Below are 22,946 nucleotides of genomic sequence, written 5' to 3'. Positions count from 1 at the left end.
ATTTAGAACGGAACGGTCAGCGCCGCGCCGATCGTGCGGGGCTGAATCACGCTGACGAGCGCCGGGCCGCCCATCGGTATCAGCGACGTACCGGCGGCGATCAACGCGCGACGGTCGAACAGGTTGCGAACATAGAATGCCAGGCTGAACTTCCTGAAATCCACGCCCGCTTGCAGATCCGTGATCGCGTAGCCCGGCAACGGATAATCCGGCCGGCCCGAGCTGGCGTCGAACCCGCTATGACGTCGGCCGACAAAACGTTGGGTCACACCCGCATACGACGGATACCCTTGCGCGGTGAACAGATAGGTGCCCGAGAGCGTGGCGGCGACCTTGGCCGAGTTCGGCAAGGGCGCGCCCGCGGTCGTCCCCGCGTTGGCGTTGCCGCTCGTCAGGCTGGCGTCGATGAGCGACAGGTTCGCACTGAAGTTCCAGTGCGGGTTGGGGCGGAACGTGCCGGAGAACTCCAGGCCCTTGATGCGCGCGTTGCCGGCGTTGATGACCTGATTGACGCCATCGACCGTGCCGAGCTGCTGGATGTTCTTCCACTCGATGTCGTAGACCGACGTTTCCAGCGACAGCCGCTTGTCGAGCAGGTCGGCCTTGTAGCCCGCCTCATAGCTCCACAGCGTGTCGGGTGCGAAGGTCGGGCTACCCGCCGCGCGCATGCCGGTGAGGGGATCGATCAGCAGCGCATTCGGGCCGCCGGGCCGGTATCCGCTCGCGATGCGGACATACGCATTGCTGTTGGCGGTCAGCGCATAGCGCGCGGTGAACATGTAGGTCTTGCTGGTGTCCGACGACGGTGCCGAGATGGTCTGGGTCGGGCCGGCGAGCGTGCCGTAGGTCGTCTGCTCGTAGGTCTGGGTATTGTGGGCGATCCGCACGCCGCCGGTCAGCGAAAGCCGCGGCGTCAGGTGATAAGTGATATCGCCGTATGCCGCGTACTCGTTGTACGTGCTGGGCGCCTGGAGCTCCGACAGGTCCGGGCCGGGCGAGCCGTCGGGCAAGGTCGTCAGAAAGCCTTCGCTCGAATGGCTGCGCTCGTGCGTATAGAAGAGGCCGGCCAGCCATTCGAGTCGCTGGTTGCCTGGCGAAGTCAGGCGAAACTCCTGGGTCACCTTGTTCGTGGTGGCCACATCCTTGGCGACCACCGACCCCAGGTTCAGCCCTTGGGCGGCAAATAGCGGCCCGTAGACACCGGTCAGGTCCTGCGGCGCACTCGTGTTGATCCTTTGATACGACGTGATCGAGTTCAGGCGCGCCCAGCCGAGCTCGTATTCGATTCCGGCCGAATAGAGCTGGATGTTTTGATGAAAGGGCTGCGGGGCGAACTGTCGCGTGGTCAGGTCCCCCCAGACCGGCTTGCCGTCGGCGCCATATTCAACGTAGTTCGGATCGTTGCGATTGATGTTTTGCGAGAGCGCGGTCAGCCGGACCGTCAGATCGCGGGTGGGCGTCAGCAGTAACGACGCGCGAGCACCGTAGGTGTCGCCGCGATCGATGTGGGTGTCCGCCTTGGGGCCCACTGCGTCGACATACCCGCCATCGTGCTGGCCGAACACGGAGACGCGCAGCGCGGCAACGTCGGTCTTCAGCGGGATGTTCAACGTTGCGTTGGCCGTCCCGCTCACCCCGCCATGCGCCGTTCCCGATACGCCGGTGCCGACTTGCCCGGAAAATTGACTGGAGTCCGGTTCGTTGGTCACGTATTTCAGCAAGCCGCCCATCGCACCCGCGCCATACAACGTGCCCTGCGGACCTCGCAGGATTTCGACGTGGTTGAGGTCGAGCAGGCTCATGTCGAGCGAGAACGTTGCACTTTGGGAGAACAGCGTGCTGCCGCCGAACGCGACGTCGTCGACGTACATGCCGACCGTCGGCCCCGTCTGCACACCGGTCGTCACGCCGCGAATACTGACCTGACCGGCCCCGCTGCCGCCGCTGGCGTTCAAGTCGACCCCCGGCTCCGACGACAGGAAGTCGGACATCGTTTTCGCGCCGCTCTTCTGCAGTTCGTCGGCCGACAATACATTGACCTGCATGGGGACTTCGCGAGCCGGTTCACGTCGGCGTGTCGCGGTCACCACGACGGTATTGAGCGTCGCGCCACCCTTGCCTTGCGCCTTCGTCACCTCGGCCGCAGGGGTGTTCGGCGTCGCGGCGCCGGGCGCGGCGATGGGCGTCGCGGTGGACGCCGCGTCAGGCGCGGCGACCTGCTGCGTCGTCGCGGGCGTTCGCGCCTGTTCCTGCGCGTGCACGCCCAACGATGCCAACCCGAATACGGGGCCGACGAAGAGCGGAGCGTAACGTCTGCCGTGCCGCAGCGGTAGCGTTACCGAAACCGCCGCGTGCTTCGTCCGGTTTTTCATCTTCACCATTGTCTCCTCCTGGTTTTGCAATCGACTGAACGCGATGCCGTGTAGCGCAACTCAGGGTGAACGGTAAGTGCCGGTTATTTCTGGTTCATGTGGCGTTTGTATCGGTGCTGATACAAACGATCGGTGACGGAGCGGGGCCGCCACACGGGCCGACGCGGTGCAAAACCGGGACGAAGACTTGTTTCGGGTTTGCAATAAAGGGCTCACATGGCCCCTACATTCACGGGCGATAATCGACGCCATCGCTCGCCGTTGGCCAGGACCATGCACAAACCCCGCTTCGATTCAGCTTTCTATCGCCTGTTCTTCGTGATGATCTCGATCATCCTCGTGATGCAGATCAGTGCCGGCCTGTTGCTCTTCAAGCTCTACAGCACCGCGCCGTTCAAGCCGCCGCCCGGGATGAGCGCGGCGTTGCAGTGGGGCGCCGCGGTGATGATCCAGGTGATGCCCGCGCTGATCTCGTCCTGGATCGGCGCGCGCATGCTGGCGGCCCCGTTCCGAACGCTGGCCGTCGGCGCCGCCGAGCTGTCGAGGAATATCGATGCGCCGCCCATCCGGGAAATCGGTCCTGTCGAGGCACGTCAGGCCGCCAGCGTGTTCAACACGATGCAGGCGTCGCTGCGGCGGCAAATGAGTGAGCGCAACCGCTTCCTCGCCGCCGTATCGCACGATCTGCGCACGCCGCTGACGCGCATGAAGCTGCGTCTTCGATCCGCTCAGGATACCGAATTGAGCGAACGAATCAGGGACGATATCGACGAGATGACGCAGCTTCTGGAAGCCACCCTGTCGTTCCTGCGCAATGAAGAGGTGGTCGAGGCGTTCAGTCCGGTCGATATCAATGCACTGGTGGATGCCATCGCGGAAGATGCGGCCGAACACGGTCAAAAAGTGACGATCAGTGGTGAGGTGCCGCCGATCTCGGCGCAGCCGCTGGGCCTCAAGCGCTGCCTGACGAATCTGGTCGCCAACGCGATTCGATACGGTGAAGACGCGCACATCCGCCTGATCGACGCACCGTCGTGCGTGCGGATCCAGATCGTCGATCACGGCCCGGGCATCCCGGAGTCGCAACTGGAGCGCGCGCTGGAGCCGTTCTACCGCGTGGAAAGTTCGCGCAACCGGAACACGGGCGGGACGGGGCTGGGCCTCGCCATCGCGAACGACGTCGTGAAGCGTCACGGCGGGGAACTGGTGTTGCGCAACAGTCCGGAAGGCGGGCTGGTCGCACAGGTCACGTTGCCGCGTCGATAGGGAGAAGAGCCCGGAGCGACCGTTGGCACTGCTCTGTTTCACGCTTGATACAGACTGCTCACAAAGCGGAAATGGCGGGTGCTTATAGTCGATTCACGTCCTTCACTCCCATTCGGCAGACCTCGTCATGAAGATATTCACGGCTCAGCTTTCGACGGAAACCAATACCTTTGCCCCGTGCCCGACCGGATGGGGCGGCTTCGAAGAGTTCACGATTTTTCATGGCGACGCGAGTGTGCGCGAGCCCGACGGCGTGGGGCACGTGCTCGCGGAAGTGCGGCGCCTCGCGCAGGCCGACGGTCACTACATCGTCGAAGGCCTGTGTGCCGAAGCCCAGCCGTCTGGCCGCACGATTCGTGCGGTCTACGAATCCCTGAGGGACGAAATTCTCGATGGCGTAAAGGCCGCCTTGCCGCTGGATGCCGTGATTCTGCTGCTGCACGGCGCGATGGTGGCGGAGGGCTACGACGATTGCGAAGGCGACCTGCTCGCCGGCGTTCGCGCGGTGGTCGGCCCCGACGTGCCGATCTCGGTCACGCTCGACCCGCACTGTCACTTCACGCAATTGATGAAGGCATCGGCCGATGTCCTGATCGCTTACAAGGAGTATCCGCACATCGACGCCGTCGAGCGGGCGCGCGACGCCTATCGACTGACGCTCGATATGGCTGCCGGACGCATCCGTCCGACGATCGGCGTGTTCGACTGCCGGATGGTCGGCGCCTGGCACACCACTAGCGAGCCGATGGCGGGGTTCGTCCGGCGCATGCAGTCGTTCGAAGGGCGCGACGGCGTGCTGTCGGTGTCGCTCGGCCATGGGTTTCCGTGGGGCGACGTGCCGGAAGCCGGCGCGAAACTCTGGGTGGTGACGGACGACGATCTCGCCAAGGCCGACGCGCTGGCGGCGCAACTGGCGCGCGAGTTCTGGGAGTTGCGCGACGCGACACGCCCCGCATGGCTCGATATCGATGCCGGGCTGGATCGCGCGCTGGCGTTCGAGGGCGGGCCGGTCGTGCTGGCGGATGTCGCGGACAATCCCGGCGGCGGCGCGCCGTGCGACAGCACGTTCATTCTGCGTCGCGTGGTCGAGCGACGGATTTCCAATGTAGCGATCGGGTGCTTCTGGGATCTCGGTGCCATCCAGATCTGCAAGGACGCGGGTGTCGGGGCCACGCTGGATCTGCGCATCGGCGGCAAGTGCAGTGTGTACTCCGGCGAACCGGTGGACCTGCGCGTCACCGTCCGCAACGTGGTCGAGCGGCATACGCAAAGCATCATGGGCCTCGAGCAACCGCTTGGCCGGGCAGTGTGGGTGGAAGCGGACAACGGGCTCGACATCGCGCTGATATCGGTTCGCACCCAGGTGCTCGGCGTGGACGCATTCACCGGCCTTGGCATCGACTTCGCCGGCAAGAAGCTCGTGGTCGTGAAATCGACGCAGCATTTCCAGACCAACTTCGCGCCGCGTTCGAAAGCCGTCTTTCATATCGCCGCGCCAGGGGCGCTCACGATGAACTTTGCCGAACTGGACTATCGGCTTCGTGACCTCAACTACTGGCCGCGCGTGTCGAATCCGTTTGCGTCGGCGAGGTGAATACATGCCGGCGCGGTTCGGCGCCGGCACGTATCAGGCTTCGGCGTGTACCCGTGTGAAAACCAGATGCCGGGTACGCGCGGTATCGACGCGAAAGCCGGTCATGTCGCCGCGCGTTGCGTCGCGCGTCAACGTAAGCATTCCGGTCGTGATGTTCACTGGATCGATCGGCACCAGTTCGAAAGCATCGTGGGCCAGCGGCGTGAGGCGGTAGTCGCAATGGCCCACCGCGCCGTGCAGGCGAAGCACGATGGCTTCGTCGTCGAGCCGAATGATCGCGTGGGCATCGGCGTCGTGGCTTGCAAATGTGCCGGACATCGCAGCGGCGAGATCCGGCGTCATCGCGGGCGCTTCGCCGACGCGTGCGAACGTGTCGACATGGCCGCAATGCACGATGCGCAGGCTGGAGAGATCGTTCGGTGTGCAGGACGATCCCCACCGCAGCGCCAACAGACCGTCGCCGCTCGCTTCCAGCTGGACGTCGTCCAGTTCATCGGCGCTGTCGTAGAGCGTCATCGAGCGTCTGGGGCAAAGGGGGCCCGCCAGCACCAGCGCACCGTCATGATCCTCCAGGGCATACACGGCGCCGGTGCGGGTCGACCGGTAGCTGCCGAGGCGTGCCGCGTGATCCGCGGCGCGCGCCGCGACAGGCGGGCCATCGCCATCCAGCTCGTCCGCCAGCACGATGTCGACGACACGCTTCGACAGTTCAAGCGGTGCGTCGAGCGCGCCGTTGCTGAGCAATACGATGTCAAGCCCGTGCGCCACCGATACCAGCATCTGGCAAGTTCCACCCACGACGCCACCGGAATGCTGCATCAGCTCGACACCTCGGTAGGTGCTCTGCGTGAGACCGAGCGAGTATTGGCTGCGCAGACCGCTGGAGAATACGGGCAACGCCAGCATCTGGCGCCAGGTGTCGGCGTTGCCGACGATCTTCTCGCTGCATCGCAGGTGCGCGGTCCATCGCAGCATGTCGTCGACGGTCGAGACGATCGAGCCTTCGCCGAGCAGTTCCCACGTCGGAAAGATGCCGCGCCGGAATCCGCCCATGCCGTCAGGCACATGCATCGTCGCGATGCCGTGCTCGATCTTCATGTCGTTGGGTACACATGCGGTGTCATGCATGAGAAGGGGCGCGAAAATATGGGTCGCGAGGAACGCGTCGAACGGCATCCCGCTCGCACGTTCGACGGCAAGCGAAAGCAGGTGATAGCCGCCGTTCGAGTACATCATGCGTTCTCCCGGCGGAAAATTTTCGTCGTGCTGACGTTGCTGCGAGGCGAGGAACGCGCCAGGCGGCGACATGGCGAGACCCTGTGTCAGGAGCGCCAGATCCAGTGCGCATCGCTGCCCGCCGCGATGCGACATCAACTGCCGCAGCGTCGGGCGGCCCGCGGCCGGCGGCAGCGCCGGCAGATACGCGCCGATGGGGGCATCGGCGTCGAGCGCGCCGCGCTCGCACAGGAGCAGCACGGCGAGGCAAGTGACATGCTTGCTGACCGAGCCGATGCGCATGCGGGTGGCCGGCGTGTTGGCGATGCCGTGTTCGAGGCTGGCCAGGCCGAACGCGCGCCGATACAGCAGCTGGTCGCGATGGACGATGCCGGCGATCAATCCGGGTGCATCGGCGCGGTGATCACGCGCGAACAGCGTGTCGAGCTGCGTCGTCGTGGTGGATGAGTCGGATGTCATGTCGATGGCTCAGCGAGAGGAGGCGGGGGCGCCGGCGTGGCCCCAGACGTTGGACGGGCAGTGCAGCAGGCCGTCGGTGTACGCGACACCCGGCTCGCGATCGCGTGCGAGGAAGATCGGTCCGTCGAGATCGACGTGATCGCACAGTTGCCCGAGCAGAAACGCGGGGGCGATCGCCAGCGAGGTGCCTGCCATGCAACCGACCATCACGGACAAGCCCGCTTCGCGCACCCGCGCGGCAAGGTCGAGTGCGCGCGTCAGGCCGCCGCATTTGTCGAGCTTGAGGTTGACGATGTCGTAGCGGCGCGCGACGGCGGACAGGTCGCCGAGATCCTGAAACGATTCGTCGGCCGCGAGCGGGACCGGACAATCGATTGCTTCGAGACAGGCGTCCACGCCGATCGCAAACGGCTGTTCGAGCATGCCGACATCAAGCTGTTGCAGCACGAGGAGCATCGTGTCGAAGTGCGCGCGTGACCAGCCCTGATTCGCGTCGACGGCGAGCGGTATTTCCGGGTGCACGTCACGGATGGCGAAGAGGCGCGCGGCGTCGGCGGCGCTGCCGTCCAGCTTGACCTTCAGCGCCCGCGCGTGGGGCAATCCCTGCGCGACCCCGGCCATCGCATTCGGCGTATCCACGCCGATCGTCATCGTGGTCCGCAACGGGCGCGGCTCGGAGAGGCCCGCGATGCGCCAGGCAGGCATCGCTTGCCGTTGCGATTCGAGCGCCCACAATGCCGCATCGACCGCATTGCGTGCGCCGCCGGGCGGCAATACGTCGAGCAATCGCGCGCGCGTGATGCCCGCTTCGATCGATGGTCGGACGCGCTCGATTTGCGCGGCGATGGATTCCGGCGTTTCACCGAGGTAAAAGACCCCGGAGGCTTCGCCGTTGCCGGCGTGGTGCCCGTCGTCGACGGTCACGCTCACGAGGCGAGCGGCGTCGATGACGTGGCCGGTGATATGGAACGGCGTGGCCAACGGCCAACGTTCGATACGCAGCGAAAGTGAGAGCGGGCGGGGTGACATGGGAGCGGAAGGAGGAGGGGAATTACGCATAGCGTTCGATCGCGTCGCGCACACCACGGCCCGCCGCACGCATCAACAGGCAGGCGGCAAAGAAGCCGAACGCCGCCACGCAGACGATCGACCACAGCAAGCCCTGGCTGAACGCATGCAGACGATCCGACATGAACCCGATGAACACGGGGCTGCCGGACTGCACGATGATCGACGTCAGCGCGCCGATCGCCGCCACGCGCGAGCGCAGGTGAGCGGGGCAGATGTTCTGCATGAGGGTGGGAAACAGCACCATGCCGGCGACCATGCAGGCGAGCTGTGCGCCGAAGAGCGCGTAGACCGGCGTCAGCGAGCCCACGGCCAGATACAGGAACGACAGGCCGCCGGCGACCAGCGCGCCACATTCACACACACGCAATGGCGCGAGTACGCCGAAGCGCGCTCGCATGCGGCCTGCAACGAGTCCGCTGAGCACGCAGCCCGCGATGCCGCCGGCCATCGCCGCCACACCCATGCCGCCGCCCGCTTCAGCCGGTGTCGCGCCGAAGGTTCGCACCGCCACGACCGGCATCCATGTCGCGACACCGCCGAACGACAGGTTGACCAGCCCGATGGCGCCAAAGAACTTGAGCATCATGATGGCTTCGCGCCGGAAGTAGACCGGTGCGGACGGCAGCGGCGCGGAAGTCCGGTGACGCGCGGTGGCTGCTTCCGTATCGCCGTGCTTGCCGGGGCGGATGAGCAGAACCAGCACGGCCAGCACGGGGGCGGGCAACGCAACGGCAAAGAACGCGAGCCGCCACGGTTCGAGATCGGCGAGTCCCGCCGGCAACGCGCCGTGCGCCGCCGCGATGCCGTGCATCAGTGCGCCGCCGAGCGCCATCCCCGCCCCTGAGCCCAACAGGTTGGCGAGCGCGAAGATCGCATTGGCGAGCACGCGCCGGCGCGCAGGGAACAGATCGGGAATCAGGCCGTAGATCACCGGCACCAGTCCGGCTTCGCCGATTCCCAGCCCGACGGTGGCGATGAACAACTGCCAGAAGTGGGTGGTCATGCCGCAGATCGCGGTGGCGGCGCTCCAGACGAGGACGCACGCGACCAGCACGACACGGCGATCCACGCGGTCGGCGACCCAGCCGATCGGCAACGACGCCACGCCGGCGAACAGGGCGATGCCGGCGCCTTGCATCAGGCCGATTTGCGTGTCGGTCAGCCCGAAATCGTGGCGGATGGGTTCCGTCAGCAGGATCAGCATCTGACGATCGACGAACGCGAAGAACGCCACGATCACCAGAATCGCGAGACCGAACCATGCGCGCGGCCCGGCCGGTGAATCGGATGGCGGGCTCGAGGCCGCCACGGGGGCGAGCACGTCGGGGTTGGAGTCGAACATGAGGGCTCCGTGATGAGAAGGCGGTTACTGCATGAACTGCTCGTTGCCCACGAGCCCGATGCGGTTCGCGCCGAGCCGCTGCGCGGAGGCCATGACCATGGCGACGGCGCGGTAAGGCGCCGCCTTGTCGGGTCGCAAATGCAGTTCGGTCGGCGCGGGGTCGACGGCGACGTCGTGCAAGCGCGTTTCCAGTTGCTCGCGCGAATGCAGCGTCTCGCCGTTCCATGCGATGGCGCCGTCGGCCGCGATATCGATCTGCACCACCGGCGGTGTCCGCGGCTGCGACGGCGGTGCGCCGGTCGGCATGTCCAGCTTGACCGCGTTCGTCTGGATCGGAATGGTGAGGATCAGCATGATGAGCAGGACCAGCATCACGTCGATGAGCGGTGTGGTGTTGATCTCGATCATCACGTCGGGTTCGTCGGCGTTGCCGGTGGGCATCGTCATGGCCATCTCGGGTCTCCTGGTCGGTATGAAGGGATCATTGGCGCGGCGGCGGTTCGGTGATGAAGTCGACCTTGACGATGCCCGCCCGCTGGCAGGCAAACACGACCCGGCCGATGGCGGCGTAGCGCGCGTCGAGATCGCCGCGGATGTGGACTTCCGGTTGCGGCGACTGCACGGCAACCGCCTTGAGTTTCTCGACGAGCGTTGCGGCATCGGGCACGCGCCGTTCGTCCCAGAACACGTCGCCCTCTTTTGTCACGGCGAGAATCACGTTCTGCGGCGTCGTTTGCAGCGGCTGCACGGTCTCCTTGGGCAGCGTGACCGGCACGGTGTGCGAGACCACCGGAATCGTGATGAGGAAGATGATCAGCAGCACCAGCATCACGTCGACCAGCGGCGTCGTGTTGATGGACGACATGGTCTCGTCGTGCTCGGCGCCGTCGCGGGAGCCTGTGGTCATGGCCATGGCTTACCCCACGCGGGTCAGGGCGGCGGCCTTGGTCGCGGCGGCGGCCCCGGCCGTGGTCGTGCCGGTCAGGAGGACGATGTGCAGTTCCGTCGAAAACCCGCGCACGCGTTCCATCACCGCCTTGTTGCGGCGCACGAGCCAGTTGTAGCCGAGCACGGCGGGCACCGCGACGGCCAGGCCGATGGCCGTCATGATCAGCGCTTCGCCGACCGGCCCCGCGACCTTGTCGATGGAGGCCTGACCGGCGATGCCGATCGCCGTCAGCGCGTGATAGATGCCCCACACCGTGCCGAACAGGCCGATGAACGGCGCGGTCGATCCGACGGTGCCGAGAAACGCGAGGCCGTCCTGCAGGCGGCTCGAGACGGACGTGGTCGCCCGCTCGATGGCCGCCGCGACCCACTGGTTGAGGTCGACCTGTTCGACCAGCGCGCCTTCGTGATGGTCGAACGCCGCGAGACCGGTTTCGGCGATGAAGCGGAACGGGCTGCCGGCGTCCAGTTTTTTCGTGCCTTCGCTGAGACTGCCCGCTTTCCAGAAACCCGTTTCCGCCGCCTTCGCGCGGCGCAGCACACGCGCTTGCTCGAGCAGTTTCGCGACGATGATGTACCAGCTGCCCATCGACATGACGACCAGGATGAGCAGCGTGCCGCGTGCGATGAAATCCCCGCCTTTCCAGAGCGCATCGAGGCCGTAGGGATTCGTCACCGTGTCGGTGGCGGCGTGGGCGGCGCTGGCCGCGAGGAACAGTGCCGTCGCCAGGGCGGCCTTGCGGGTTCGGTTGAGCATGAATGTCTCCTGAAATGCGTTGCCAAGTGGAACGGGAACGGCTGTCGAGGGCAGCCTCAATCGAGCTTGAAAGAGAAGGGCACCTGCACGCGGACTTCCTCGCCCTGTGCGACGCAGTGGAACTGCCGCACGGCGTTTTCCGCGGCCCGGTCGAGAACGGGCGCGGCCGACTGGGTCACGCTCAGGTCCTTGACGTTGCCGTCGGTGCCGACCACGAACGTCACGACGACGTCGCCGGTCAGGTTGTCCTTGAGCGCTTCACGCGGATAGCGAATGGCGGCGCGGACCTGCGTCGAGTTGGGACACACCACGCCGACGCTCGTCGACACCGGTGCCGCCGGGGCGGGTGGCGCCGGCGGCGCGACGGGGGCCGACGGCGCGGGCGTGGTCGACTGCGCGGCGATCGCGTTCGGCGACGGCGGTGCCGCGACGCGCACTTCCGGGGGCGGCACGAACGGCGGCGGGGGCGCGACGTGCTTCGGCGGCGGCGGCGCGATGTGCTTCGGCGGCGGCGGTGGGGGCGGCGGCGGCTTGATCTCTTCGATGATGCGCGTCTCGATCGGCTGACGAATCACGTCTACGACTTTCGTCGCGAGACCGGTGAGCAGTGCGTAGACGATCACCGCATGCAATCCGACCACGAAGGCGATGCCGCCGATGCGCCGGACAGGCGGCTTGGGTTGTGCGTAGTTCATGTCCCGCGTGTCTCCTGCGTCGATATGACTTGGGAGCCACGTTAAAACCCGGGCATTTCTGGTTCATATCGGCTTTGTATCGGCGCTGACACAAAGTCTTTCCGGATGGGCCATGTCGCGGCGGGACTCGGGAAACCAGACGGAGCGGCGAAGGCGGACGATGGCCAGTGGCGTCTCTTCGGGAAAATACCGGGCGGGTTATCCATGACGTGAACGCTCGTCAGGCATCCCGATCGTTCCGGATGACCTTGTGGGGCAAGGTGCCGGGGCAATTATTTCAACGCTGCAACAATTCGTGCAAAAAGCCCTTATATTGGCGGGCAATAATGAGTGAGGCACATCTCACCGCCGCAACATCGGAGACAAGACGCCGTGAACAAAGCGATTCGTATTCTCGTCGTCGACGACGACTCGCAGATTCGCAGCCTGTTGTGCGACTGCCTGGCAGACTTCGGCATGACGACCGCGCAAGCCGGCAGCGGCGCGGAAATGCATCACGCGCTCGGCGAGGGCGGCTTCGATCTCGTGGTGCTCGACCTGATGCTGCCGGACGACGACGGCCTCAATCTCTGCCGCGAGATTCGTGCGACCTCGGAGATTCCGTTGATCATCCTGACCGCGCGCGGCGAGATGACCGACCGGATCGTCGGGCTGGAACTGGGCGCCGACGACTACATCGTCAAGCCGTTCGAGCCGCGTGAACTGGTCGCGCGCATCCAGACGATCCTGCGCCGCGTGCGTGCGCAAACGCAGGGCCGGACGCGGGCGCAGGAGGAAAGCCGCTTCGCCGGATGGCGGCTTCACCAGATCGGACGCCACCTGATCGCGGCCGACAACACGGTCATTCCGTTGTCGAACGCGGAATTTCGCCTGCTCAATGCGTTCCTCGCCGCGCCGGGGCGAGTCCTCAGCCGCGAATACCTGATGGATACCGCGCGCGGCAAGTCGATCGACACGTTCGACCGCAGCATCGACGTGCAGATATCACGCTTGCGTCAGAAGTTGCGCGAGGACATCAAGGAGCCGCGCCTGATTCGCACGATTCGCGGGGAAGGGTACATGCTGGATGTCGGTCATCGTTAGGGTTGCGTGCCGATCGTGGCCGTGATCGCGTGCGGTTGTTGCGGCGCGCAGCCGAACGTGAGCCGCGGGTCGTCGTGGTCGCTCGCGGGTACGTGCCTGCCGCGATCGGGCGGGCGTGGCATCCCACCCGGGATCGGCTGATTCCCGCGTCGGCGGCAGGGTGGCGATATCGTCCGACGCATTCGGTATGCGGCCGCGGCGACGCCGGCAAATTCCCGTCCGGGCCCGGTTCGAAGCGGCACGGCCACGCGTGTTCGCGCGCCACGGCGGCCCCGCCCGCTGGTCGTCCGGTGTCCGACATGGCAAATCTGCTCACCGCAATCGAGCGGCTTGGGCATCGACGTCCGCCGCCGCAAGGCATAGATTTCCGAGGTTGACGTGCCTATCCGCACGCCAACCCGCGCGCAGGCCGGCAACCGGCCGCGCGTTCCCAATCAGCGTGAGACACAATCGAGCGTGGAGACGACACGATGAGCCTGTCAGAGCCATTGCGTCTGCATGTGCCGGAGCCCACCGGGCGCCCGGGCTGCAAGACGGACTTTTCCTATCTGCATCTATCGCCGGCCGGCGCCGTTCGCCGCCCGCCGATCGACGTTGCCGCGGCGGACACCGCCGATCTCGCCCGCAGCCTCGTGCGCGTGCTCGACGACAGCGGCAAGGCCGTCGGCCCGTGGGCACCGGATCTCGACGATGCGCGGCTGATCGCCGGCCTGCGCGCGATGCTCAAGACCCGCATTTTCGACGCGCGCATGATGATCGCGCAGCGTCAGAAGAAAATCTCCTTCTACATGTTGAGCCTCGGCGAAGAGGCGATCGGCACCGCGCACACGATGGCGCTGCGCGACGGCGACATGTGCTTCCCGACCTACCGGCAGCAGAGCATCCTGATCACGCGCGACGTCCCGCTCGAACGGATGATCTGCCAGCTGATGTCGAACGAAGGCGACCCGCTGAAAGGCCGCCAGCTCCCCGTGATGTACTCGGATCGCGACGCGGGCTTCTTCTCCATCTCCGGCAACCTCGCGACGCAGTTCATCCAGGCGGTCGGCTGGGCGATGGCGTCGGCGATCAAGGGCGACACGAAGATCGCGTCCGCGTGGATCGGCGACGGTGCGACAGCCGAATCCGACTTCCATACCGCGCTCACGTTCGCGCACGTGTACCGCGCGCCGGTCGTGCTGAACGTCGTCAACAACCAGTGGGCGATCTCGACGTTCCAGGCGATCGCGGGCGGCGAAGGCACGACCTTCGCCGGGCGCGGCGTCGGCTGCGGGATCGCGTCGCTGCGCGTCGACGGCAACGACTTCCTCGCGATCTACGCGGCGTCGAGCTGGGCGGCCGAACGCGCGCGCCGCAATCTCGGCCCGACGCTGATCGAGTGGGTGACCTACCGTGCGGGCGCGCATTCGACGTCGGACGACCCGACCAAGTACCGGCCGAGCGACGACTGGTCCCATTTCCCGCTCGGCGATCCGATCGAGCGCTTCAAGCGCCACCTGATCGTCAAGGGCATCTGGTCCGACAGCGCGCACGAAGCGCTGACGGCCGAGCTCGAGGCCGAGGTGATCGCCGCGCAGAAGGAAGCGGAGAAATTCGGCACGCTGGCCGACGACCGGATTCCGTCGCCGGCGTCGATGTTCGACGACGTGTACAAGGAGCTGCCCGCGCACCTGCGCCGTCAGCGCCAGGAACTGGGAGCGTGATCATGGCGCAACAAGAGACAGGCACGGCAACGCAGCCGATGACGATGATCCAGGCGCTGCGCTCGGCGATGGATGTGATGCTCGGGCGCGACAGCGACGTGGTCGTGTTCGGGCAGGACGTCGGTTATTTCGGCGGCGTGTTCCGCTGCACCGAAGGACTGCAGAACAAATACGGCAAGTCGCGCGTGTTCGACGCGCCGATCTCCGAAAGCGGGATCGTCGGCGCGGCGGTGGGGATGGGCGCGTATGGGCTGCGCCCGGTGTGCGAGATCCAGTTCGCCGACTATTTCTATCCGGCGTCCGACCAGATCGTGTCGGAAGGCGCGCGGCTGCGCTATCGCTCGGCCGGCCAGTTCATCGCGCCGATGACGATCCGCATGCCCTGCGGCGGCGGCATCTACGGCGGCCAGACGCACAGCCAGAGCCCGGAGGCGATGTTCACGCAGGTGTGCGGGCTGCGCACGGTGATGCCGTCGAATCCGTACGACGCGAAGGGGCTGCTGATCGCGTCGATCGAGAACGACGATCCGGTGATCTTCCTCGAGCCGAAACGGCTGTACAACGGGCCGTTCGACGGCCATCACGACCGGCCGGTCACGTCGTGGCTCAAGCATCCGGCCAGCGCGGTGCCCGAAGGCTACTACACGGTGCCGCTCGATACGGCCGCCGTGGTGCGCCCCGGCAACGACGTGACGGTGCTGACCTACGGCACGACGGTGCACGTGTCGCTCGCCGCGGCCGAGGAGACGGGCATCGACGCGGAGGTGATCGACCTGCGCACGCTGTGGCCGCTCGATCTCGACACGATCGTCGCGTCGGTGCGCAAGACCGGCCGCTGCGTCGTCGTGCACGAGGCGACGCGCACCTGCGGCTACGGTGCGGAACTGGTGTCGCTGGTCCAGGAACATTGCTTCTACCACCTGGAGGCGCCGGTCGAGCGCACGACGGGCTGGGATACGCCGTATCCGCATGCGCAGGAGTGGGCGTACTTTCCGGGCCCGGCCCGGGTCGGTGAAGCGTTGCGACGCGTGATGGAGGCGTGAGATGGGGATTCATGTCATCAAGATGCCGGATATCGGCGAAGGGATTGCCGAGGTCGAGCTGGTGGCCTGGCACGTGGAAGTCGGGCAGACGATCAAGGAAGACCAGCCGCTCGCCGATGTGATGACCGACAAGGCGGCGGTCGAGATTCCGTCGCCGGTGACGGGCAAGGTGATCGAGCTCGGCGGCCGGATCGGCGAGATGATGGCGGTCGGCAGCGAGCTGATCCGCCTCGAGGTCGAAGGCGACGGCAACCTGAAGGCCGGCGCACCGGTGCGGGAATCAAAGGTAGCAACCGCACCGGTCGCTTCGGCGCCGTCGCAGGCGGTAGCCGAGGCGCCGGCGGAATCGTCCGCCAAGCCCGCCGCGAAGCACGCACCGGCGGAGCCGCGTCGTGCGAAGCAGGCCGAGCACGCGGAGAAAGCGGAGCCGCCGCGCGCGGCGCTCGCGCCGGGCGAACGGCCGCTCGCGTCGCCGGCGGTGCGCCAGCGCGCATGGGACATGGGCATCGAGCTGCGCTATGTGCGCGGCACCGGTGAAGCAGGGCGGATCCTGCACGCGGACCTCGATGCGTATGCGGGCACTGGCAGCGGTGCGGCGCGCGGTTCGCACGCGCAGGGCTACGCCGAACGCAACGACGAAACCGACGTGCCGGTGATCGGCCTGCGGCGCGCGATCGCACGCAAGATGCAGGAAGCGAAGCGCCGCATTCCGCACTTTAGCTACGTCGAGGAGATCGACGTCACCGAGCTCGAATCGTTGCGCACGGAACTGAATCGCCGCCACGGCGACACGCGCGGCAAGCTCACGCCGCTGCCGCTGCTGATCCGCGCGATGGTGATCGCGTTGCGCGACTTCCCGCAGATCAACGCGCGTTTCGACGACGAAGCGGGTGTCGTCACGCGCTACGGCGCGGTGCACATGGGCGTCGCGACACAGACGGACGGCGGCCTCACGGTGCCCGTGCTGCGTCATGCGGAAGCGCGCGACGTGTGGTCGATTTCCGCCGAGATCGCGCGGCTTGCCGACGCAGTGCGCGCGAACCGCGCGCAGCGCGACGAGCTGAGCGGCTCGACGATCACGATCTCGAGCCTCGGCGCGCTCGGCGGCATCGTGTCGACACCGGTCATCAATCATCCTGAAGTCGGCATCGTCGGCGTGAACCGCATCGTCGAGCGGCCGATGATCCGCGACGGCGCGGTCGTCGCGCGCAAGATGATGAACCTGTCGTCGTCGTTCGACCATCGCGTCGTCGACGGCGCGGATGCGGCCGAATTCATCCAGGCCGTGCGCGCGGTGCTCGAGCGCCCGGCACTGCTGTTCGTGGAGTGATCACGCAATGAAGAACGAACACACCACGCTGCTGGTGATCGGCGGCGGCCCGGGCGGCTATGTCGCCGCGATTCGCGCCGGCCAGCTCGGCATTCCGACCGTGCTCGTCGAGCGCGACCGGCTCGGCGGCACGTGCCTGAACATCGGCTGCATTCCGTCGAAGGCGCTGATCCACGTGGCCGATGCATTCGAACAGGCCCGCGGTCACGCGGGCGAGGGCGCACTCGGGATCCGCGTGCGCACGCCCGAGATCGACATCGGGAAAAGCGTCGCCTGGAAGGACGGCATCGTCGACCGGCTGACGCGCGGGGTCGGCGCGCTGCTCAAGAAGAACGGCGTGCGCGTGCTGCACGGCGATGCGCAGGTGGTCGACGGCAAGACCGTCGACGTCGTCGGCGGCGGCCATACGACGCGCATCAGCTGCGAGCACCTGTTGCTCGCGACCGGCTCCGAGCCGGTCGCGCTGCCGTCGATGCCGTTCGGCGGGCATGTCGTGTCGTCCACCGAGGCGCTGTCGCCCGAGACGTTGCCGAAGCGGCTGGTCGTCGTCGGGGCCGGGTATATCGGGCTCGAGCTCGGGATCGTCTATCGCAAGCTCGGCGTCGACGTGAGCGTCGTCGAAGCGGCGGAGCGCGTGTTGCCCGCGTACGATGCCGAACTCGCGCGGCCGGTTGCCGATTCGCTCGCGCGGCTGGGCGTGCGGCTGCTGCTCGGCCACACGGTGCTCGGCCTCGCGGAGCACGGCGCGGTGCGCGTGCAGGCCGCCGATGGCGCGGAGCAGACGTTGCCGGCCGACCGCGTGCTGGTGGCGGTGGGCCGCCGGCCGCGCGTCGACGGCTTCGGGCTCGAGTCGCTGCCGCTCGATCGCAACGGCCGCGCGCTGTGGATCGACGACGAATGCCGGACGTCGATGCGCAACGTCTGGGCGATCGGCGACGTCGCCGGCGAGCCGATGCTGGCGCATCGTGCGATGGCGCAGGGCGAGATGGTGGCCGAGCTGATCGCCGGCAAGCGCCGCAAGTTCATGCCCGCGTCGATTCCGGCCGTGTGCTTCACCGATCCGGAGATTGTCACGGCCGGCTGGTCGCCGGACGACGCGCGGGCGGCCGATGTCGATTGCGTGAGCGCGTCGTTCCCGTTCGCGGCGAATGGGCGCGCGATGACGCTGCAGGCGACCGACGGCTTCGTGCGTGTCGTCGCGCGGCGCGACAACCACCTGATCGTCGGCTGGCAGGCAGTCGGGCGCGGCGTGTCGGAGCTGGCGGCGGCGTTCTCGCAGTCGCTGGAGATGGGCGCGCGGCTGGAGGACATCGGCGGCACGATCCACGCGCACCCGACGCTCGGCGAAGCGCTGCAGGAGGCCGCGCTGCGCGCGCTCGGGCATGCGGTGCATGTGTGACGGGCGAGCCTCCTGAAAAAGCGCCGCGGATGCGCAACGTGCGTATCCGCGGCGATATTTGCGCCAGGTTGACGGCAGACACGTTCATTCGATATCCGGCACGCTGCGATGCCGGTACTCCGGGGTTTCGCCTAGTCCTCCGGACCGTATTGACCGTCGTCCGTCCTGCTGCGGCCGGCGGATGCCGCCCGCATCCTCAATTCCCGCGGCGTTACGCCGAAGTGCCGCCGAATCGCGGTCGACAGGTAGCTTTGCGTGCCGAATCCGCAGTCCAGCGCGATCGACAGGATGCTGTCCGACGTATGTTCGAGCAGCAGGCGTGCGCGTTCCAGCCGCCGCTCGATGATGTATTGCGCCGGCGTGCGGGAAAACTGCATCCTGAATGCGTCGATCGTCGCGCGCTCGCTCATGCCAACCAGTCGGCAGAGGTCGGCCGTGTCGATACGGCTTTCCAGCGACGCATCGATGAACCGGTTGATCGTCTGTGCGCACAGCGGCGCGCTGGCGGTGTCGGCTGTCAACGGCTGATCGGCGGCGTGCGGGTTTCGCCGGTAGGTGGCGCCGGGCGGTTCGCCGAAGCGACGGTAGTACTCCCGAATGAAGCGCGCCGTGATCGAGAATCCATGCGCATGCAATGTCGCATCGAAATCCGGCCCGTCGCCTCGCGCGAGCGCGCGGTTCACGTGGCGAAAGCGCGCTTCGTAGCGCAGCTCGGTCGATGACCGGCCTGTCAGGCGGCGGATGCCGTGCTCCAGCGCCTCGGTCGCGCAGCCGAGCACGTGCGCGATCGCGCCGAGCGTTTTCCACCGCAGCGGCGCGTCCTCGAGCATGTGGATTGCCATGCGCGTCTGGTGTTCGGGCGTGCAATGGTCGCGGTCGAACAGCGCGCCGTGGTTGTTCGCGTGGCCGGCCACCATGATCTTCAGCATGTGTTCGAGCAACGCGTCGACGGCGACGCCGGGAATGGGCGACATCCTGATCATCCGGCGCAGGCAGCCGGCCGCGGCGTTCCATTGCATCCGCAGCTCGGGCGAGACCGGTGTCAGCCCGAACTCGACCGGCTCGAGCCCCGGCCGGCCAATCCATTGTGCGAGAAAGCGGTTGACCCGGTCCGCATCGATGATGACCGACAGATGGCCGAATCCGTCGCCACCCGTCGTGCAGAACGAGTGGCCAGTCGACGAAATCGGCATGACGTCACCCGTCGCGCAGGCCGCATCGTCTCCGTTGCTTTCGTAACGAGCCTGACCACGACGGCAGGACAGGAACAGGTAATTCGGACGCGCATCGTTCGAGCGGAAGTGAAAAGGCATCAGGTAGTCGACGTCGTAGACGCCGATGCCGTTCCATTCATGTCCCGTCATGCTGACATTCCGACGAACCGCGTGCTGCGCCGTGAACTGGTTGTCGGCATAGATCGTGCCGATGAAATCGGACACTTCGTCGGGGTCGTCGCTGTGAAACCGGTGCGTCCTGTGAAGCGGGTCGCTCATGCTGGTTTCCACTCCGAACGGATGCCGGCGCGACTCGATGCCGGCGGCGGCGTGACGGGACGCACGCAACCGGCGTGCGTGCCCACTATTGCACCTTGCCGGCGCATCGTGCGTCAAGAATTGTCAAACGGGAGGCTGCACACGGAAGGCCCGTGTTGTCTGATGAAACACCGCGCGGCAACGTCGATGTGTCCGCTCGGCCGGCTTCCGGATTTTCATTTTTCCGGTACGCATTCTTGAAAGAACCGGCACGGTCGGAACGCTAATATGGTTGAACCGATTGTTAGTCAATCGTGGATAGTGCATCTCGACGCGCCCCGTTCATTCGCGCCATCGGCTCGACTACACTCGATCCATCCCAATACTTTCAGTGATCCGGAGTTTTCGAATGAACACAGCATCGATGGCAGACAAGGTCGTATTGATCACTGGCGTCTCGTCCGGTCTCGGTCGCGAACTGGCGCAACGGCTGCTCGCAGAAGGTGCGCGGGTCGCGGGCACCGTACGCGGCGCGGAGCAGGTCGCCGAATTCGAACGGCTTGCGCCCGGGCGTGCGCTCGGTGTCCTGATGGACATCACGCAGCCCGACACGGTAGCGGCGGGCGTGCAGCGTGTGATCGAGCAGTTCGGCCGGATCGACGTGCTCGCCAACAATGCTGGCGTTGGCACGGTCGGCGCGGTCGAAGAGACGACCGAAGCCGATGCGCAGCAGATCTTCGACGTGAATTTTTTCGGCGGGTTGCGCCTGATCCATGCGGTCTTGCCCACCATGCGCCGCCAGCGCTCGGGGCACATCGTGCAGTTCTCGTCGATCGCCGGGTTCGCGGGCTACCCGGGGCTGGGCGTGTACGCCGCGGCCAAGGCCGCGACCGGCGTGCTCGGCGAGGCATTGGCCGGCGAGCTCGCACCGCTCGGCATTCATGTGACGGTGCTGACGATCGGCATTTTCGAAACCCAGTTCGCCGGACGTTCGCTGGCGTATACGTCGAACCGGATCGACGACTACGCGGACACGCCGGCCGGCCAGTTCCGCGGATTCATCGGCCAACTGCAAGGCAAGCAGCCCAATGTGCCGGAAAAGGGCGCACAGGCGATCGTCGATATCCTCAAGGCGGAGAAGCCGCCGGTCCATCTCGCGCTCGGTGCCGATGCGGTGGGAACGATGCTCGGCCGAGCCGAATCGATCGAGCGTGATATCCGCGCATGGGAAACCGTGTCGCGATCGACTCAGCGCGACTGAGCGGGTATCCGGTTCGTTCGGGTAAGGTCCGGATTAATAGTATCGGTGTGCTAAGTAACAGGAAGGAAACGTCGTGAATCGGCCCTCGTCGCGATCGATATCGCGCGGGCCAGGCATGCGTCCGGATGCGCTGGACGCGAAACCGTGGAGAAGCAGACATGAACAATCGAACAAGCGTGGCGATCGTGACCGGCGCATCACGAGGTATCGGCGCGGCAATCGCGCGGCGCCTGGTGGACGACGGGCTGGCCGTCGTCATCAATTACGCAGGCAAGGCGAGCGAGGCCGAGGAGCTGGCGAGCGATCTCGCGGGCGAGGGCGGGCAGGCGGTCGCGGTCCAGGCGGACGTCAGCGATCCGGCTGCCGTGGCGCGGCTGTTCGATGTGGCCGAAGCGAAGTTCGGCGGCGTCGACGTGCTGGTGAACAACGCCGGGATCATGAAGCTGGCGCCACTGGTCGATAGCGACGACGCGCTGTTCGACACGCAGATCGCCATCAACCTGAAGGGGACGTTCAACACGCTGCGCGCGGCGGCGCGCCGGCTGCGCAACGGCGGGCGCATCGTCAACCTGTCGAGCAGCGTGGTCGGACTGAGGCCCGAGACGTACGGCGTCTATACGGCCACCAAGGCAGCGGTCGAAGCGATGACGGGCATCCTGTCCAAGGAGCTGCGCGGTCGCTCGATCACCGTCAACGCCGTCGCGCCGGGGCCGACCGCGACCGACCTGTTCCTGAACGGCAAGTCGGCGGAGCTGATCGAGCGCCTGTCGAAGATGAATCCGCTGGAGCGTCTCGGTACACCGGCCGATATCGCGAACGCGGTCGCGTTCCTCGTCGGTCCGGACGGTGGCTGGATCAACGGGCAGGTGCTGCGCAGCAACGGCGGGATGGTTTGAGTCCGCACGGATCGTATCGAAGGATCGCAGTCGTCAATCAAGGAGCGTCGTCATGGGCAAGACCATTCTCATTACCGGTGCGTCGAGCGGCTTCGGCCGCCTGACGGCCGAAGCGCTGGCGGCGGCCGGCCACACCGTGTTCGCGTCGATGCGCGATACGGCCGGACGCAATGCGCCGGTCGTCGCGCAGATGGCCGCGCAGTCGAAAGCGCAGGGCATCGATCTGCGCACCGTCGAGATCGACGTGCAGTCGCAGGATTCCGTCGACGCCGGCGTCGCCAGCGTGATCGCCGAGGCCGGCCGCATCGACGTGCTGGTGCACAACGCGGGGCACATGGTGTTCGGTCCCGCCGAAGCGTTTACGCCGGAGCAGTATGCGCACCTGTACGACGTGAACGTGCTGAGTACGCAGCGCGTGAACCGCGCGGTGTTGCCGCATATGCGGAAAAGCGCCCGAGGCCTGCTGCTCTGGGTCTCCAGCAGCAGCTCGGCGGGCGGCACGCCGCCGTACCTGGCGCCGTATTTCGCGGCGAAGGCCGCAATGGATGCGATCGCGGTGCAGTATGCGCGCGAGCTGTCGCGCTGGGGCATCGAGACGTCGATCGTCGTGCCGGGCGCATTTACCGGCGGCACCAACCATTTCGCGCATGCGGGCGCGCCAGCCGACGCGTCGCGTGCGGCCGAATACGATGCGGGGCCGTATGCGGGCTTCGGCGAGCAGGTGCTGAAGGCGTTTGCGGACATCGTGCCGGCCGACGCCGACGCAAGCGAGGTGGCACGTGCGATCGTCGACATCGTGGGCATGCCGTTCGGCAAGCGTCCGTTCCGCGTGCACATCGATCCGACGCAGGACGGCGCGGCTGTCGGCTTCGCGGTGCTCGACCGCGTGCGTGCGGAGATGCTGCATCGCGTCGGCCTGTCCGACCTGCTGCAGCCGAAAGCGAATGCGTAACGTGCCGGGCGGCCGGCCGCAGCCGGCGCGGGGCCACTGATCCGGAACGTCATCTCGGACGTGGATC

Annotated in this window: 19 protein-coding genes; 10 read left to right on the top strand and 9 right to left on the bottom strand. The window is 66.5% G+C overall.

Translation table 11 applies throughout. The features are described from left to right. Positions 1–2: 2 nt before the first annotated feature. On the bottom strand, positions 3–2,381 hold the full coding sequence (locus LGM89_RS16750; RefSeq protein WP_226273469.1) for a TonB-dependent receptor: 2,379 nt from the start codon (positions 2,379–2,381) through the stop codon (positions 3–5). A 264-nt stretch (positions 2,382–2,645) separates the two neighbouring features. Here LGM89_RS16750 and LGM89_RS16745 point away from each other — a divergent pair, with 264 nt between their 5' ends. Beyond that, the gene (locus LGM89_RS16745) at positions 2,646–3,638 is read left to right on the top strand and encodes an ATP-binding protein (protein WP_089494517.1); all 993 of its coding nucleotides are present in this window, start codon (positions 2,646–2,648) and stop codon (positions 3,636–3,638) included. 127 nt (positions 3,639–3,765) lie between these two features. After that, complete coding sequence (locus tag LGM89_RS16740; protein ID WP_226273468.1) at positions 3,766–5,232, top strand: M81 family metallopeptidase; 1,467 nt, start codon at positions 3,766–3,768, stop codon at positions 5,230–5,232. Positions 5,233–5,265: 33 nt separating this feature from the next. On the opposite strand, the gene LGM89_RS16735 is transcribed toward LGM89_RS16740, so the two are convergent. From LGM89_RS16735 to LGM89_RS16705, 7 genes are read right to left on the bottom strand one after another with little or no spacing between them, the layout of a single operon-like run. Then, on the bottom strand, positions 5,266–6,927 hold the full coding sequence (locus tag LGM89_RS16735; RefSeq protein WP_226273467.1) for a serine hydrolase domain-containing protein: 1,662 nt from the start codon (positions 6,925–6,927) through the stop codon (positions 5,266–5,268). Positions 6,928–6,936: 9 nt separating this feature from the next. Next, entirely contained in the window at positions 6,937–7,986 is a 1,050-nt protein-coding gene (locus tag LGM89_RS16730) for a dipeptide epimerase (protein ID WP_089494520.1), read from the bottom strand. Next, positions 7,979–9,340 carry an MFS transporter gene (locus LGM89_RS16725; protein WP_226273466.1) on the bottom strand — a complete coding sequence of 454 codons (1,362 nt, stop codon included), beginning with the start codon at positions 9,338–9,340 and terminating at the stop codon, positions 7,979–7,981. Before LGM89_RS16725 ends, LGM89_RS16730 begins: the two co-directional genes overlap by 8 nt. 24 nt (positions 9,341–9,364) lie before the next feature. After that, entirely contained in the window at positions 9,365–9,793 is a 429-nt protein-coding gene (locus LGM89_RS16720) for an ExbD/TolR family protein (RefSeq protein ID WP_089494522.1), read from the bottom strand. Between the two features lie 28 nt (positions 9,794–9,821). Continuing rightward, entirely contained in the window at positions 9,822–10,253 is a 432-nt protein-coding gene (locus LGM89_RS16715; RefSeq protein WP_089494523.1) for an ExbD/TolR family protein, read from the bottom strand. A gap of 3 nt (positions 10,254–10,256) precedes the next feature. Then, positions 10,257–11,045 carry a MotA/TolQ/ExbB proton channel family protein gene (locus LGM89_RS16710; protein WP_226206660.1) on the bottom strand — a complete coding sequence of 263 codons (789 nt, stop codon included), beginning with the start codon at positions 11,043–11,045 and terminating at the stop codon, positions 10,257–10,259. Between the two features lie 56 nt (positions 11,046–11,101). After that, on the bottom strand, positions 11,102–11,740 hold the full coding sequence (locus LGM89_RS16705; protein ID WP_226273465.1) for an energy transducer TonB: 639 nt from the start codon (positions 11,738–11,740) through the stop codon (positions 11,102–11,104). A gap of 372 nt (positions 11,741–12,112) precedes the next feature. Here LGM89_RS16705 and LGM89_RS16700 point away from each other — a divergent pair, with 372 nt between their 5' ends. The 5 genes from LGM89_RS16700 (at position 12,113) to lpdA (ending at position 18,298) form a co-directional block, all read left to right on the top strand. Next, positions 12,113–12,823, top strand: a complete 711-nt coding sequence (locus LGM89_RS16700) for a response regulator (protein ID WP_197523792.1) — start codon at positions 12,113–12,115, stop codon at positions 12,821–12,823. Between the two features lie 470 nt (positions 12,824–13,293). Beyond that, entirely contained in the window at positions 13,294–14,526 is a 1,233-nt protein-coding gene (locus LGM89_RS16695) for a 3-methyl-2-oxobutanoate dehydrogenase (2-methylpropanoyl-transferring) subunit alpha (RefSeq protein WP_089424947.1), read from the top strand. 2 nt (positions 14,527–14,528) lie between these two features. Further along, complete coding sequence (locus LGM89_RS16690) at positions 14,529–15,569, top strand: alpha-ketoacid dehydrogenase subunit beta (protein ID WP_043182180.1); 1,041 nt, start codon at positions 14,529–14,531, stop codon at positions 15,567–15,569. Between the two features lies 1 nt (position 15,570). Next, positions 15,571–16,899, top strand: coding sequence for a dihydrolipoamide acetyltransferase family protein (locus LGM89_RS16685; RefSeq protein ID WP_226273464.1), 1,329 nt, complete (start codon positions 15,571–15,573; stop codon positions 16,897–16,899). 7 nt (positions 16,900–16,906) lie between these two features. After that, on the top strand, positions 16,907–18,298 hold the full coding sequence (lpdA, locus tag LGM89_RS16680) for a dihydrolipoyl dehydrogenase (protein WP_226273463.1): 1,392 nt from the start codon (positions 16,907–16,909) through the stop codon (positions 18,296–18,298). A gap of 131 nt (positions 18,299–18,429) precedes the next feature. On the opposite strand, the gene LGM89_RS16675 is transcribed toward lpdA, so the two are convergent. Then, positions 18,430–19,791, bottom strand: a complete 1,362-nt coding sequence (locus tag LGM89_RS16675) for an AraC family transcriptional regulator (protein WP_226273462.1) — start codon at positions 19,789–19,791, stop codon at positions 18,430–18,432. Positions 19,792–20,179: 388 nt separating this feature from the next. Here LGM89_RS16675 and LGM89_RS16670 point away from each other — a divergent pair, with 388 nt between their 5' ends. The 3 genes from LGM89_RS16670 to LGM89_RS16660 all read left to right on the top strand — a co-directional run bounded on the left by LGM89_RS16670 (position 20,180) and on the right by LGM89_RS16660 (position 22,879). Beyond that, on the top strand, positions 20,180–21,031 hold the full coding sequence (locus LGM89_RS16670) for an oxidoreductase (RefSeq protein WP_174975752.1): 852 nt from the start codon (positions 20,180–20,182) through the stop codon (positions 21,029–21,031). A 158-nt stretch (positions 21,032–21,189) separates the two neighbouring features. After that, entirely contained in the window at positions 21,190–21,927 is a 738-nt protein-coding gene (locus LGM89_RS16665; protein WP_069353671.1) for an SDR family oxidoreductase, read from the top strand. Positions 21,928–21,979: 52 nt separating this feature from the next. Then, entirely contained in the window at positions 21,980–22,879 is a 900-nt protein-coding gene (locus tag LGM89_RS16660) for an SDR family oxidoreductase (RefSeq protein WP_069353672.1), read from the top strand. The last annotated feature ends 67 nt before the right edge of the window (positions 22,880–22,946 follow it).

Origin of the sequence: Burkholderia sp. AU31624, assembly GCF_020420065.1 — a bacterium.
Lineage (GTDB): Bacteria > Pseudomonadota > Gammaproteobacteria > Burkholderiales > Burkholderiaceae > Burkholderia.
This window is presented reverse-complemented; position numbering and strand designations above follow the sequence as displayed.

Bases quoted from the DNA above. Each gene is read 5' to 3' on its own strand.
- LGM89_RS16710 (WP_226206660.1), bottom strand. From the start codon at position 11,045: ATGCTCAACCGAACCCGCAAGGCCGCCCTGGCGACGGCACTGTTCCTC.
- lpdA (WP_226273463.1), top strand. From the start codon at position 16,907: ATGAAGAACGAACACACCACGCTGCTGGTGATCGGCGGCGGCCCGGGC.
- LGM89_RS16740 (WP_226273468.1), top strand. From the start codon at position 3,766: ATGAAGATATTCACGGCTCAGCTTTCGACGGAAACCAATACCTTTGCC.
- LGM89_RS16745 (WP_089494517.1), top strand. From the start codon at position 2,646: ATGCACAAACCCCGCTTCGATTCAGCTTTCTATCGCCTGTTCTTCGTG.
- LGM89_RS16715 (WP_089494523.1), bottom strand. From the start codon at position 10,253: ATGGCCATGACCACAGGCTCCCGCGACGGCGCCGAGCACGACGAGACC.
- LGM89_RS16675 (WP_226273462.1), bottom strand. From the start codon at position 19,791: ATGAGCGACCCGCTTCACAGGACGCACCGGTTTCACAGCGACGACCCC.
- LGM89_RS16660 (WP_069353672.1), top strand. From the start codon at position 21,980: ATGGGCAAGACCATTCTCATTACCGGTGCGTCGAGCGGCTTCGGCCGC.
- LGM89_RS16670 (WP_174975752.1), top strand. From the start codon at position 20,180: ATGAACACAGCATCGATGGCAGACAAGGTCGTATTGATCACTGGCGTC.
- LGM89_RS16730 (WP_089494520.1), bottom strand. From the start codon at position 7,986: ATGCGTAATTCCCCTCCTCCTTCCGCTCCCATGTCACCCCGCCCGCTC.
- LGM89_RS16735 (WP_226273467.1), bottom strand. From the start codon at position 6,927: ATGACATCCGACTCATCCACCACGACGACGCAGCTCGACACGCTGTTC.
- LGM89_RS16695 (WP_089424947.1), top strand. From the start codon at position 13,294: ATGAGCCTGTCAGAGCCATTGCGTCTGCATGTGCCGGAGCCCACCGGG.
- LGM89_RS16750 (WP_226273469.1), bottom strand. From the start codon at position 2,381: ATGGTGAAGATGAAAAACCGGACGAAGCACGCGGCGGTTTCGGTAACG.
- LGM89_RS16685 (WP_226273464.1), top strand. From the start codon at position 15,571: ATGGGGATTCATGTCATCAAGATGCCGGATATCGGCGAAGGGATTGCC.
- LGM89_RS16720 (WP_089494522.1), bottom strand. From the start codon at position 9,793: ATGGCCATGACGATGCCCACCGGCAACGCCGACGAACCCGACGTGATG.
- LGM89_RS16690 (WP_043182180.1), top strand. From the start codon at position 14,529: ATGGCGCAACAAGAGACAGGCACGGCAACGCAGCCGATGACGATGATC.
- LGM89_RS16665 (WP_069353671.1), top strand. From the start codon at position 21,190: ATGAACAATCGAACAAGCGTGGCGATCGTGACCGGCGCATCACGAGGT.
- LGM89_RS16725 (WP_226273466.1), bottom strand. From the start codon at position 9,340: ATGTTCGACTCCAACCCCGACGTGCTCGCCCCCGTGGCGGCCTCGAGC.
- LGM89_RS16705 (WP_226273465.1), bottom strand. From the start codon at position 11,740: ATGAACTACGCACAACCCAAGCCGCCTGTCCGGCGCATCGGCGGCATC.